Here is a 13,290-nt window from a genome sequence, read left to right as displayed (position 1 = left end):
TTGGAAAATGCCCGTATAATAATATTTATATTGGTTATAGTGACCATAACTAGGAGGATTAGACAAATGAATAATGAAAAAGAGTTCAAGCCGTATATTCCGGCAGACAAAGTTTTGCCGGAACTTACGCCAGTCTCTATTATTCTGGGTATTCTGCTTGCCGTAGTTTTCGGTGGGGCAAACGCATACTTAGGACTTAGAGTAGGAATGACAGTGTCGGCATCCATACCGGCAGCGGTAATTTCCATGGGAATTATCCGCGTAATTTTAAGAAGGGACTCCATTCTGGAGAATAACATGGTACAGACCATCGGTTCTGCCGGAGAGTCTCTTGCAGCAGGAGCAATCTTTACACTCCCGGCTCTGTTTATGTGGGCAGAGGAAGGTGGTACAAGCATGCCATCTTTAGTGGAAATCGCATTGATTGCATTAATCGGTGGTGTCATCGGAGTTATGTTCATGATTCCACTTCGTAGTGCATTAATCGTACAGGAGCATGGAAAGCTTCCTTATCCGGAAGGAAAAGCCTGTGCAGAAGTACTGGTAGCCGGAGAAGAAGGCGGAGCAAAAGCAAGTACCGTATTTGCCGGTCTGGGAATTGCAGCAGCATACAAATTCATCACAGATGGTTTGAAAGTATTCCCGAGTGAAGTGACTTATGAAATCAAATCTTACAAGGGTTCCGGAGTCGGAATGGATGTACTTCCGGCACTTCTTGGAGTTGGTTATATCTGTGGAGCCAGAGTATCTTCCTACATTTTTGCGGGTGGAGTAATCGGCTGGTTCGTACTGATGCCGTTAATCGCACTCTTTGGTGCAGACCTTACCATTTTCCCGGCAAGCGTTCCGGTATCTGAACTTGGCGCATCAGGAATCTGGTCAAACTATATCCGTTACATTGGAGCAGGAGCAGTTGCAGCAGGCGGAATCATCAGCCTGGTAAAGAATCTGCCACTTATCGCAAAGACCTTCCGTCAGGCATTAAAGAGCTATGGAAGTAAAGGAAATGGTGACAACAGCCGCCTCAATAAAGATATTCCAATGAATATCGTAATTCTTACGATTGGAGTCATGGCTATTATTATGTGGCTGGTTCCGGCAGTTCCGGTAAGCCTTCTTGGAGCAATTATTATCATAATCTTCGGATTCTTCTTTGCAACCGTATCATCCAGAATGGTTGGTATTGTAGGAAGTTCCAATAACCCGGTATCCGGAATGGCAATTGCAACACTGCTTATCACAACGATGATTTTAAAAGCAACCGGAACCATCGGAATGACTGGAATGGTAGCTTCTATTGCAATCGGTTCTGTCATCTGTATCATCGCAGCAATCGCCGGAGATACATCACAGGATTTAAAGACCGGTTATCTGGTAGGAGCAACACCTTGGAAACAGCAGGTTGGTGAAATCATCGGTGTAGCAGCATCTGCTATTGCAATCGGTGGAGTATTATATCTGTTAAATGCAGCATGGAGCTACGGTTCCTCAGCAATTCCTGCACCGCAGGCAACCTTAATGAAGATGGTAGTAGAAGGAGTTATGGGCGGAAACCTTCCTTGGGTACTGGTATTTGCAGGCGTTGGTATTGCAGTAGTAGTAGAAATCCTTGGAATTCCGGTATTGCCATTTGCAGTAGGTCTTTACCTTCCGATTTACTTAAGCACACCGATGATTGTTGGTGGATTAATCCGCTTATACTTTGATAAGAAGAAGGGTGAATCTGAGGAAGAGAAGAAACGCAAAGTGGAAAATGGAGTGCTTTACTCATCCGGTCTGATTGCCGGAGAGGGACTGGTAGGAATTCTCCTTGCAGTCTGTGCAGTCATTCCATTCAAGGGAGAGACCTTTGCAGATGCATTTAACTTATCTGCAATATTCGGTTTCAGCTTAGGAAACATTGGCGGACTGGTATTCTTTGCATTACTTGCCGTAACTTTAATCCTTTTCATCCGTGGAAAGAAGAAAAAAGAAAATTAAAAACAGAATAAAGTAGTTCTTACATCTGCCGTCTTGCGAAAAGGCGGCAGATGTTTTATACTGCTAGCGAAGATAACAGGAGGCAATATGGCAAAGAAAAAAGACAATTATTTAGATTATATCCCACGTCCGAATACATTATTTGAATGTAATAAGAACAAAGATGGCAAAATAGAAATAAAAATGCATAACAAAGGTGTGTTTAACAAAATCGCACAGGTGTTATTTAAGAAACCGAAATACAGCTATATCGAGCTGGATGAATTCGGCAGCTTCGTGTGGGAGCAGATGGATGGAAAGAAAACCATCTATGAGATTGGTACACTGGTAAAAGAAAGATTCGGTGACAAGGCAGAACCTCTTTACGAGAGACTGTCCCAGTATATCAAGATTCTGCATAACAACCATTTTATCGTATATGAGAATAAATTAAGAAAGAAGGAATCATAATGAGCGCATTAGCAGGCTTAGAACCAAAAGAGGTATTTCATTATTTTGAAGAAATCAGCAATATTCCACGTCCATCCTATAAAGAGGAGAAAATCAGCAATTATCTGGTAAACTTCGCAAAGGAACGGAACTTAGAATATTATCAGGATGAAGTAAAAAATGTCATTATCATCAAAGAGGCAGCACCGGGCTATGAAGACGTTGCACCACTGATGATTCAGGGACATATGGACATGGTGTGCGAGAAAGAACCGGGCTGCACCATCGATTTTGAAAATGACGGACTGACACTGGAAGTAAACGGAGATTATATCAGTGCAAAGGGAACAACCCTTGGCGGCGACGATGGAATTGCAGTTGCATATGCACTGGCAATCTTAGATTCTGACAGCATTGCACATCCGCGTATCGAATTTATCTGTACCGTGTCCGAAGAGGTTGGCATGGAAGGTGCTGTAGCACTGGATGTTTCCCACTTGAAAGCAAAGAAGCTTCTGAACCTGGATTCTGAAAATGAAGGAATCATGCTGGTAAGCTGTGCCGGTGGATGCAGCACCGTATGTGAGCTTCCGGCGGAATGGGAAAAGAGCGCAGGAAATCTTGTTTCTATTCATGTGGCAGGCTTAAAGGGCGGACATTCCGGCGTGGAAATTGACAAAGGAAGAGCCAACTCCAACATTTTATTGGGAAGAATTCTTTTGGAATTAAAAGATGAATATCATTATCAGATAGCAGCATTATCCGGCGGAAATAAGCAGAATGCCATTCCAAGAGAAAGTGCAGCGGAGCTTATGGTACAGGAAGATGCCACACAGCTTGTCCATAAAATAGAAGAAATTGCAGAGAAAATCACCCATGAATTTTCCGCCAGTGATCCGGATATCCAGATATCCGTAGCAGTAGAAGAAAACTGTGAGAAGGAAGTATTAACAGAAGCTGCGGCAAGAAAAACAGTGCTTTTAATCAACCTGCTTCCAAATGGAATTCTTCGCATGAGTGATGACATCAAGGGACTGGTAGAGACTTCTTTAAACCTCGGCGTTCTGACTCTGGAAAAAGACAAGCTGACTCTGCAGTATGCCGTAAGAAGTGCAGTGGGAACCGCAAAAGAATATCTTTTGAAACGTATTGCTGCGCTGGTGGAAGAGTTTGGCGGAAGAGTCACCAATACCGGTAATTATCCTGCGTGGGAATACCGCAGGGATTCTGTACTCCGGGATGATATGGTCCGCATTTTCAAGGAAATGTATGGAAAAGAGCCGACCGTAGAAGCAATTCATGCCGGACTTGAGTGTGGCATTTTAGCAGGTAAGATTGACGGACTGGATGCTGTCTCCATCGGACCGGATATGATTGCCATTCATACCACAGAGGAGAAATTAAGCATTTCTTCCACAAAGAGAGTATGGGATTATATCTTAAAAGTAATTGCCTGTAAATAAATTGCTTAAGCAGGCATTATAGCTTGTACCCTAAAAAAAAATATATTATAATATATTTTGGATGTGTGGGCGTATGCACAACAATAAGCAAAGAAAGGGATGCAGCAAATGAAAAGAATAGGTATGTTGACCAGCGGCGGAGACTGTCAGGCATTAAATGCAGCAATGCGCGGCGTGGTAAAAGGATTAAGTCATAATGTGGATGAGTTGGAAATCTACGGTTTTTATAATGGTTACAAGGGATTGATTTATGGCGATTACCGCCTGCTTACATCAAAGGATTTTTCGGGAATCCTTACCAAGGGCGGAACCATCTTAGGTTCTTCCAGACAGCCATTTAAACTGATGCGTGTGCCGGATGAGAACGGGCTGGATAAGGTGGAAGCAATGAAGCAGACCTATCATAAACTGAAACTGGATTGTCTGGTAATCCTTGGCGGAAACGGAACACAGAAGACTGCCAATCTCCTTCGGGAAGAGGGATTAAATGTCATCCATCTGCCGAAGACCATCGACAATGATATCTATGGAACAGATATTACCTTTGGCTTTTACAGTGCAATCAACGTGGCGTGTGCAGCCATTGATTGTATACACACAACAGCAGCATCCCATAATCGTGTCTTTATCGTAGAAGTCATGGGACATAAAGTGGGCTGGCTGACCCTGTACGCAGGTGTTGCCAGTGGAGCAGATATCATATTACTGCCGGAAATCCCATATGATATTGATAAAGTCATCAAAGCAATAGATAAGAGAACCAGGGATGGAAAAGGCTTTACCATTCTTGCGGTAGCAGAGGGTGCTATTTCCAAGGAAGATGCAGCACTTTCCAAGAAAGAATACAAAGAGAAGCTAAAGAATTATAAATATCCGTCTGTATCCTATGAGATTGCAGACCAGATTGAGAAACGCAGTGGCACCGAAGTACGTGTAACCGTACCGGGCCATACCCAGCGTGGCGGAACCCCATGCCCATATGACCGTGCACTCTGTACACGACTTGGTGCAGCAGCAGCCCAGGCAATCATTGATGAAGATTACGGATACATGATTGCGATGATTAATGATAAGACAAAGCGTGTTCCACTGAAGGATGTGGCTGGCAAGTTAAAGACTGTTGACCCGGATTGTCAGATGATTAAAGAAGCAAAGACCATTGGAATCAGCTTTGGAGATTAAGAGAAGCGAGGATGGAATAGATGTCATACATGGCACTTTACCGTAAGTTCCGCCCACAGGAATTCGCGGATGTCAAAGGACAGGAGCATATAGTAACAACCTTAAAGAACCAGATAAAGGCAGACCGTATCGGCCATGCATATCTGTTCTGTGGAACGAGAGGAACCGGTAAGACAACCATCGCAAAAATATTTGCCAAGGCAGTCAACTGCGAACATCCCGTAGATGGAAGCCCTTGTGGAGAATGTGCAAGCTGTAAAGCAATTGCGGCAGGAAGTTCCATGAATGTTATCGAAATTGATGCGGCATCCAATAACGGTGTAGATAATATCCGTGAAATCCGGGAAGAGGTAGCATACCGCCCGACAGAAGGAAAATACAAAGTTTATATCATAGACGAGGTGCACATGCTCTCCATCGGAGCCTTTAACGCTTTGTTGAAGACCCTGGAAGAGCCGCCTTCCTATGTCATTTTTATACTGGCAACTACGGAAGCCCATAAGATACCGATTACGATTCTTTCGAGATGTCAGCGGTATGATTTCCGGAGAATTTCCATTGAGACCATATCAGACCGCCTGATGGAACTGATGGAAAAGGAAAATGTGGAAGTGGAAGAACGGGCAATCCGCTATATTGCCAAAGCGGCAGACGGATCCATGCGGGATGCCTTAAGCCTTTTAGACCAGTGCATCGCCTTTTATCTGGGACAGAAGCTGACCTATGACCATGTGTTAGAGGTGCTGGGTGCAGTAGATACGGAAGTCTTTTCTAAATTACTGCGGAAAGTACTGGCAGAAGATGTGGCAGGAGCCATTTCGCAGTTAGAAGAGCTGGTCATCGAGGGAAGAGATTTAGGACAGTTTGTCAATGACTTTACCTGGTATTTAAGAAACCTGCTTTTGTTAAAAGGCTCAGACGATATGGAAGAAGTCTTAGATATGTCTTCTGAGAACATGGCACTTTTAAAAGAAGAAGCCCGGTTGGTAGAAGCAGATGTACTGATGCGGTATATCCGGATTTTCTCGGAACTGTCCAATCAGGTAAAATATTCTTCCCAGAAACGAATCTTAATTGAAATTGCAATAATTAAATTATGTAAACCTGCAATGGAGACCAACATGGATTCCATTACAGACCGGTTAGCAAAGTTAGAAAAGAAGATGGAGCAGGGAATTCCCACGGCAGCACCGGTGAATACCGCGACACAGCCGGCCGAGGCAGCAGCACCGGTCAGCCGTCCGCCAATGCCAAAAGCAATCCCGGAAGATGTGGAACAGATTGTAAAGAACTGGAATTCCATTCTGCCGAAGATGAGCGGCGTGGTGCGCACCTATCTTAAGTCAGCACATTTAAGTCTTGGCGGAGATGACCGTCTGATGATTGTATTGGATGACCCGGTTGCAGCAGGCTATGTGGAAGAGGAAGACCACAGAAATGAAATCCGACAGGTGATTTCTGATTATATAGAAAAAGAAGTGGAGATTCAGATTCAGCAGAATCAGTCGAATCGTCCGTTTGAAGAATCCTATGTGGATTTGTCACAGATAATCAATATGGATATAACCATTGAAGATGAATAAAATACAGGAGGAAATGGAAACATGGCAAAAAGAGGCGGAGGATTTCCAGGCGGAATGCCGGGAAATATGGGAAACCTTATGAAACAGGCACAGAAGATGCAGCGCCAGATGGAAGAGGCATCCAAGGAGTTAGAGGAGAAAGAAGTAACAGCCGCAGCAGGTGGCGGTGCAGTAGAAGTTACAGTCTCCGGCAAGAAAGAAGTAACCAAAGTAAAGATTGATCCGGAAGCAGTTGACCCGGATGATGTAGAAATGTTAGAAGACATGATTATGGCAGCAACCAATGAGGCACTGCGCCAGATAGAAGAATATTCCCAGCAGTCCATGTCCAAGATTACCGGCGGCATGGGTGGACTTGGCGGTGGATTCCCATTCTAATCAGCTGAAGGAGAAGAGGAAACAGAATGGACTATTACAGCAGCCAGATAAGCCGTCTGATAGAACAACTTTCCGGCTTGCCGGGAATTGGACCAAAGTCGGCGCAGAGACTGGCATTTCATATTTTGAATATGCCGGAAGAAAATGTGGAAAAATTAAGTCGTTCCATATTAGATGCAAGACAGAATATACACTACTGCAAAGAGTGCCTGACCCTGACCGATGATGAACTCTGCCCGATATGCAAAAATCCCCAGCGGGATCACAGCGTAATCATGGTAGTAGAGGACACCAGGGATCTGGCAGCTTATGAGAAAACTGGAAAATATGAAGGAGTATATCATGTACTTCATGGGGCAATATCTCCGATGCTTGGAATCGGACCGAATGACATTAAGCTCAAGGAGCTGATACATCGGCTGGAGGGTGATGTAAGAGAAGTCATTATTGCCACCAATTCAAGTTTAGAGGGAGAGACAACAGCAATGTATATCAGCAAGCTGGTGAAACCGACCGGAATCAAGGTCTCAAGAATTGCCAGCGGCGTCCCTGTGGGAGGGGATTTGGAATACATTGACGAGGTAACATTACTTCGCGCGTTAGAGGGACGTGTGGAGTTGTAATGGATACAAACAAGCTTATTCATGAGAAAGGTTAAGTAAAATGACGAATGCAGAGTTGGAAAAAAAGGCAAATGAAGTAAGACAAAGTATTGTTACGGCATTGCACAGTGCAAAATCCGGACATCCAGGCGGATCGCTTTCCGCAGCAGATATTATGACATATCTGTATTTTGAAGAGATGAATGTGGATCCGAAGAATCCGAAGATGGCAGACCGCGATAGATTTGTGCTGTCGAAAGGACATGTAGCTCCGGCATTATATTCTGTACTGGCACACAAAGGATATTTTCCTGTAGAAGATCTTGTGACACTGCGTCATACAGGTTCTTATTTACAGGGACATCCGGACATGAAACATATTCCGGGTGTTGATATGTCTGCAGGTTCCTTAGGACAGGGATTGTCCTGCGCAGTAGGAATGGCACAGGCTGGTAAGATGGATGATAAGGATTACCAGGTATATGCAATGTGTGGTGATGGTGAGATTCAGGAAGGACAAATCTGGGAAGCTGCTATGTGGGCAGGCGCACATCACTTAGACAACCTGACCGTAATCGTAGATAACAATAACCTTCAGATAGATGGAACGGTAGAAGAAGTATGTTCTCCATATCCGATTGATAAGAAATTTGAAGCATTCAATTTCCATGTAATCAATATCAATGGAAATGATATGGAAGAAATCCGTAATGCCTTTGCAGAAGCAAAGAAAGTAAAAGGCATGCCGGTTGCAATCATCGCAAAGACCACCAAAGGAAAAGGAGTTTCCTTTATGGAAAATCAGGTGGGCTGGCATGGAAAAGCTCCAAATGACGAGCAGTACGAACAGGCAATGGAAGAATTGAAGAAAGCAGGTGAAGCATTATGTCAGAAGTAAAGAAGATTGCAACAAGAGAAAGCTACGGTAATGCTTTAGTAGAACTGGGCAGGGAACACACAGACCTTGTAGTATTAGATGCCGATTTGGCAGGTGCAACCAAGACGGAAATCTTCAAGAAAGCATTTCCGGAACGTTTCTTGGACTGTGGAATTGCAGAAGCAAATATGGCTGGAATCGCAGCAGGACTTTCTACCTGCGGTAAAGTTCCATTCATGAGTTCCTTTGCAATGTTTGCAGCAGGACGTGCTTATGAGCAGGTGCGTAACGCAATCGGATATCCCCACCTGAATGTAAAAATCGGTGCAACCCATGCAGGAATCTCTGTAGGAGAAGACGGTGCAACCCACCAGTGCTTAGAAGACCTTGCACTGATGCGTGAAATTCCTGGAATGGTAGTGATCAATCCGAGTGATGATATTGAAGCAAAAGCTGCAGTAAAAGCGGCATATGAACATGTAGGACCGGTTTACCTCCGATTTGGCAGACTTGCAATTCCTGTATTTAACGATAACGAAGATTACAAATTCGAAATCGGAAAAGGAATCGTCTTAAAAGAAGGAAAAGATGTTACCATCTTTGCAACCGGACTGGAAGTAAGCGAGACATTAGCAGCAGAGAAAATGTTGGCAGAAGATGGCATTGATGCAGAGATTATCAACATCCATACCATTAAGCCAATCGATGCAGAATTAGTTGCTGCATCAGCCGCTAAGACAGGCAAAGTCGTAACCGTAGAAGAGCATTCCATCATCGGTGGACTTGGAAGTGCTGTATGTGAAGTCCTTTGCGAGAAAGCACCGGCCAAAGTACTCCGTATTGGCGTAAATGATACCTTTGGTGAGTCGGGCCCGGCACCGGAACTGATTGCAAAATACGGACTGGATGCAGAAAGTATCTACAAAAAGGTAAAAGCCTTTGTAAAAGAAAACTAAAAAGGACAAAAAGGAAAGCTGTCACTGAAAAAGTGGCAGCTTTTTTCGTAAAAACCTGTCAAAAACTTCATTTTTCGCCATCCATGATATGGCAAAAAATCCGCCGCCTCTGTGTTATGGTTGTCCCAAGACAAGAGGAAAGGGGCGGCAGACGTGATAGAGATTATACAACGGAAGGAAATAGAAAATTCAGCAACAGGAAATGCACCGGCAGGAAATACCGCAACAGGAAATATAGTGACAGAAAATAGAAGAACGAACGAGAAGGCGGAGGATACGGCAACGTTTCCACGAAATTTCCGCCAGATAGGGACGCCAGAGGGTGAAAAACACATTTTCATAGAAGATTATGTATACACCTATCTGCATCCGGCATTTCTCGGAATGAATGAACGGAGGGTATGCATTCTGGTGGGCAGAACCGAAACCCATGGCAAAAACACGAATATCTATGTAAATGGGGCATTTGAATTGCCGGAAATTGCATATTGTGGGACAGCTCCGGTCTTTCAGGAGAAAATCCGGACAGAAATATGCTCCTTAATTAAACGCTATTTTGACGGAAGCACACTGCTGGGCTGGTTTTATGATGAGAAGGGGACAGCACCCTGCCTGACACCGGAACTGGAACGGATAATGAAAAATTTCTTTGGTGGAAACAATAGACTTCTGCTGCTGTCGGATTCCCTGGAAAAAGAAGAAACGTTATACATATATGAAGATGGAGCCGTTCATAAAAAAGAAGGCTATTATATCTATTATGAACGCAACCAGGCGATGCAGGAGTATATGATAGTATCGAGGAAAGACACACCGCAGGAAGTGAAACCGGAGGAAGTCCGGGATGAGGCATTAAAAAACTACCGGGAGCTGGTTTTAAACAGACCAAAAAAGAATTTTCAACTGCCGGCATTTCATTCACTGGTTTATGGAAGTGGTCTTCTGGTGGTTATTGCAATCATAGTTGTAGGCATCAGCATGTTCAATAATTATGAGAAAATGAAGAAATTAGAAACTGCGGTCAGTGTCATGGAACAGAAAAATGATTCATCAGGAACAGACCCTGCACCGGATACGGAAACCCAGACAAAGCTGGTCATCGAGGACCTTGCGGGACAGGTAGAACCAACGGAAAAAGAGAATGTAGAAAACTTACAGGTTGCGGACAACACGGCAGCACCGGATAACACGGCAGCACCGGATAATACGGCAGCACCGGATAACACGGCAGCACCGGATAATACATCTGACCAGGCAGCATCCGCAAGTACACAGCCCCAGTCCGAGGCTGAAATTATATTGCAGCAGGGTTATTATATCGTGCAGCCGGGAGACAGCATGATTTCCATCAGTAAAAAGATATATCAGGATGCTTCTCATGTAGCAGATTTGTGTGCGGCAAATGGGATTGAAAATGTCGATAATATAAAGGTTGGCGAAAAATTAATACTTCCATAAGAAAAAAATAATGCCGAAACATGGAATATAGGCTATAATCAATAGAAGAGTGAAGAGAACAGCAGGAGTTAAGAAACAGAAATGGCAGATAAAACACAGTTTCGTACCATCGAAACAGACGAAGAAGAACTGAATACCAAAATACGGAAACATCGTTTGAAAATAATAAAAATCATATTGTTGTTGCTGGCGCTGGCGGCTGTTGTGGCATTGGGGATTTTCTTTTTTCAGAAATTGCGGAAATATAATAGTTACACGGTAGAAAAAAGCGTGGAACGTCAGGACACTGCTGGAAGCCAGTTTCTTGCATATGGAAATGGTTTTATCAAATATAGTAACGATGGGGCAATTTATACCGACGCCAATGATGAAGTGTACTGGAACCAGACCTATGAGATGAAAGAACCAATGGCAGATGTCTGTGAGGATTATGTGGCATTGGCAGATAAGGGCGGAACTGAAATCTATATCATGAATCAGGCGGGAATGCAGGGCAAAATTGAGACACCGATGAACATCTCCAGAATAAGCGTAGCCAACCAGGGCGTTGTGGCAGTATGGATGGAGAGTGACGGAGAGAATTACATCCGTATGTATGACAAAAATGGTAAAAATCTGGTGTCCGGCGCATTCTATACAGAAAAAAGCGGCTATCCGCTGGACATTTCCCTTTGCAATGACGGAAAGAAGCTGGCGGTATCCATGCTTACGGTCAATAATGGAGAAGTATGCAGCACAATCAAATGTTACAATTTTGGCTCAGTAGGACAAAATGAGATTGATTATATGGTAGGAAGCTTCGACTATCCGGATGTGATAATACCACAGATAGAATTTACCGATAACAACCGTCTGGTGGCATTTGGCGATTCCAAAATTATTTTATTCAGCGGTACCCAGAAGCCGGAGCCGGATGATGAAATTGCACTGAACCAGGAAATAAAGAGCGTATTTACCAGTGAAAATTATATTGGCATCATTTACAATAATGATGTGCAGGCAGAATCCGATACCGAAAGCACAGAAGAAAGCCGCCATATGGAAATTTATAATACCGGTGGCAAACATGTATTAAGCAAGGATTTTACCATGGATTATGAAAATGTGGACTTCCTTGGAAATGGGGAAATCTGTATCCGGAACGCCACAGAGTGTCAGATTTACAATACATATGGTGTAAAGAAATTTTCCTATACATTTGATACACCACTGTATGATGTGATTTCAGACGGCAGCCAGAATGGTTATATATTTATAATGGAAGGAACAACAGAGAAGGTAAGACTGAAGTGAATTGGTTATTGATATGTGTGATTGGAATCCTGGTAGTATGTGCCCTGGAGGGATACTTCCGTGGATTTATAAAAATAGTATTCTCCCTGCTTGCAATGATTATCACCCTTGCAGTGGTGTCAGTTGCAGCTCCAAAGATTACAACCTATATAGAAGAAAACACAGAGCTGGATGAGAGAATCACGGAGAAATGCTTAGAGCATGTGGAAAAAAATGCGCAGGACCGGCTGAACCGGGAAGCACAGGAGAAGTCCGAAGAGACCAGACAGCAGTTAGAAGAAAATGGTATCAGTGGCGGAGAACTGGATGCCCTTATGGACAAAGCGGCAGAAGCGGGAAGTGATGCGGTCCATCAGGCACTGGCAGATAGCGGAGTTTATCAGGCAATGGCACAAAAAATCACGCATTTTATCATCAGCCTGATTGCCTGCATAGTGACATATGTGGTGGTATATCTGGTTCTTCATATTATTTTGAATGTGCTGGATCTGGTGGTGAAGCTTCCGGTTCTGAAAGGAATCAACCGGTTCCTTGGAATGCTGGCAGGCAGCATAAAAGGATTTCTCATTGTCTGGGTGGTATTTTATCTGATACATATTATGGCAGCCACAGATTTGGGCACGCGGCTGGTGACATATATCGGAGAAAATGAGTTCCTCGCATTCCTCTATCAGCATAATCTTCTGGTACAGATATTTGCCGGGATTTTCTAAAATGTATAAAAAATTTAAAATGACATAAAAATATCAGCAAATAGATATTGTAGGATGAAAAAACAGAATCCACAATATCTATTGCTTTTTGTTAGGAACCACAAACCGCCTGAAAAAAGTGTGTAAAAAAACCGAAAAAAGGGTGTTGACATCCCGAAAATGACGTGCTATTATAAAACTCCACCGCGCAGGAAACGCCTGCTGCGGCGGGAGATAAGAATTAAAAAAATAAAAAAAGTTGTTGACAAAAGCTGACAGACATGATATTCTGTAAAAGTTGCAGGTCAGCAACAAAACACAAAGAACCTTGATAACTGAACAGTGAAATAACCTTGAAAGATTTTGAGAAAAACGTAATCAAAAGATTACAAAATCA

The 13,290-nt window shown here is 43.4% G+C and carries 12 protein-coding genes; all 12 read left to right on the top strand.

Translation table 11 applies throughout. From position 1 onward, the window contains the following. Window positions 1–66: 66 nt before the first annotated feature. A complete protein-coding gene (locus LKD41_RS11285) occupies window positions 67–1,980 on the top strand; it encodes an OPT family oligopeptide transporter (RefSeq protein ID WP_227701216.1) in 1,914 nt (637 codons plus the stop codon). A gap of 87 nt (window positions 1,981–2,067) precedes the next feature. Next, a complete protein-coding gene (locus LKD41_RS11280) occupies window positions 2,068–2,430 on the top strand; it encodes a PqqD family protein (RefSeq protein ID WP_022244312.1) in 363 nt (120 codons plus the stop codon). Then, window positions 2,430–3,872, top strand: a complete 1,443-nt coding sequence (locus LKD41_RS11275; RefSeq protein WP_227701215.1) for an aminoacyl-histidine dipeptidase — start codon at window positions 2,430–2,432, stop codon at window positions 3,870–3,872. Before LKD41_RS11280 ends, LKD41_RS11275 begins: the two co-directional genes overlap by 1 nt. Before the next feature lie 108 nt (window positions 3,873–3,980). Then, a complete protein-coding gene (locus LKD41_RS11270) occupies window positions 3,981–5,054 on the top strand; it encodes a 6-phosphofructokinase (RefSeq protein ID WP_227701214.1) in 1,074 nt (357 codons plus the stop codon). A 20-nt stretch (window positions 5,055–5,074) separates the two neighbouring features. Then, window positions 5,075–6,637, top strand: a complete 1,563-nt coding sequence (dnaX, locus tag LKD41_RS11265) for a DNA polymerase III subunit gamma/tau (protein ID WP_022244309.1) — start codon at window positions 5,075–5,077, stop codon at window positions 6,635–6,637. 21 nt (window positions 6,638–6,658) lie between these two features. Continuing rightward, entirely contained in the window at window positions 6,659–7,015 is a 357-nt protein-coding gene (locus LKD41_RS11260) for a YbaB/EbfC family nucleoid-associated protein (protein ID WP_022244308.1), read from the top strand. A 26-nt stretch (window positions 7,016–7,041) separates the two neighbouring features. After that, the gene (gene recR / locus LKD41_RS11255) at window positions 7,042–7,638 is read left to right on the top strand and encodes a recombination mediator RecR (protein WP_022244307.1); all 597 of its coding nucleotides are present in this window, start codon (window positions 7,042–7,044) and stop codon (window positions 7,636–7,638) included. Window positions 7,639–7,678: 40 nt separating this feature from the next. After that, entirely contained in the window at window positions 7,679–8,515 is an 837-nt protein-coding gene (locus LKD41_RS11250; protein ID WP_022244306.1) for a transketolase, read from the top strand. Beyond that, window positions 8,503–9,450 (top strand): transketolase family protein, encoded by a 948-nt coding sequence (locus tag LKD41_RS11245; RefSeq protein WP_227701213.1) that lies wholly within the window; start codon window positions 8,503–8,505, stop codon window positions 9,448–9,450. The genes LKD41_RS11250 and LKD41_RS11245 overlap by 13 nt, the downstream gene beginning before the upstream one ends. Window positions 9,451–9,603: 153 nt before the next feature. After that, window positions 9,604–10,908 carry a LysM peptidoglycan-binding domain-containing protein gene (locus LKD41_RS15835; protein WP_227701212.1) on the top strand — a complete coding sequence of 435 codons (1,305 nt, stop codon included), beginning with the start codon at window positions 9,604–9,606 and terminating at the stop codon, window positions 10,906–10,908. An 81-nt stretch (window positions 10,909–10,989) separates the two neighbouring features. After that, window positions 10,990–12,201: a DUF5711 family protein gene (locus LKD41_RS11235; protein ID WP_227701211.1), complete on the top strand. Its 1,212-nt coding sequence runs from the start codon at window positions 10,990–10,992 to the stop codon at window positions 12,199–12,201. Then, window positions 12,198–12,914: a CvpA family protein gene (locus tag LKD41_RS11230; RefSeq protein ID WP_227701210.1), complete on the top strand. Its 717-nt coding sequence runs from the start codon at window positions 12,198–12,200 to the stop codon at window positions 12,912–12,914. The genes LKD41_RS11235 and LKD41_RS11230 overlap by 4 nt, the downstream gene beginning before the upstream one ends. Window positions 12,915–13,290: the final 376 nt, after the last annotated feature.

It is taken from the genome of Roseburia sp. CLA-AA-H209, assembly GCF_020687575.1.
Taxonomy (GTDB): domain Bacteria; phylum Bacillota; class Clostridia; order Lachnospirales; family Lachnospiraceae; genus Roseburia_C; species Roseburia_C amylophila.
Note: the sequence above shows the minus strand (reverse complement) of the source record. Positions and strands in the feature narration are given on the sequence as shown.

Excerpts from the sequence above, each read along its gene's own strand:
- LKD41_RS11285 (WP_227701216.1), top strand. The coding sequence starts at position 67 with ATGAATAATGAAAAAGAGTTCAAGCCGTATATTCCGGCAGACAAAGTT.
- LKD41_RS11280 (WP_022244312.1), top strand. The coding sequence starts at position 2,068 with ATGGCAAAGAAAAAAGACAATTATTTAGATTATATCCCACGTCCGAAT.
- LKD41_RS11275 (WP_227701215.1), top strand. The coding sequence starts at position 2,430 with ATGAGCGCATTAGCAGGCTTAGAACCAAAAGAGGTATTTCATTATTTT.
- LKD41_RS11270 (WP_227701214.1), top strand. The coding sequence starts at position 3,981 with ATGAAAAGAATAGGTATGTTGACCAGCGGCGGAGACTGTCAGGCATTA.
- dnaX (WP_022244309.1), top strand. The coding sequence starts at position 5,075 with ATGTCATACATGGCACTTTACCGTAAGTTCCGCCCACAGGAATTCGCG.
- LKD41_RS11260 (WP_022244308.1), top strand. The coding sequence starts at position 6,659 with ATGGCAAAAAGAGGCGGAGGATTTCCAGGCGGAATGCCGGGAAATATG.
- recR (WP_022244307.1), top strand. The coding sequence starts at position 7,042 with ATGGACTATTACAGCAGCCAGATAAGCCGTCTGATAGAACAACTTTCC.
- LKD41_RS11250 (WP_022244306.1), top strand. The coding sequence starts at position 7,679 with ATGACGAATGCAGAGTTGGAAAAAAAGGCAAATGAAGTAAGACAAAGT.
- LKD41_RS11245 (WP_227701213.1), top strand. The coding sequence starts at position 8,503 with ATGTCAGAAGTAAAGAAGATTGCAACAAGAGAAAGCTACGGTAATGCT.
- LKD41_RS11235 (WP_227701211.1), top strand. The coding sequence starts at position 10,990 with ATGGCAGATAAAACACAGTTTCGTACCATCGAAACAGACGAAGAAGAA.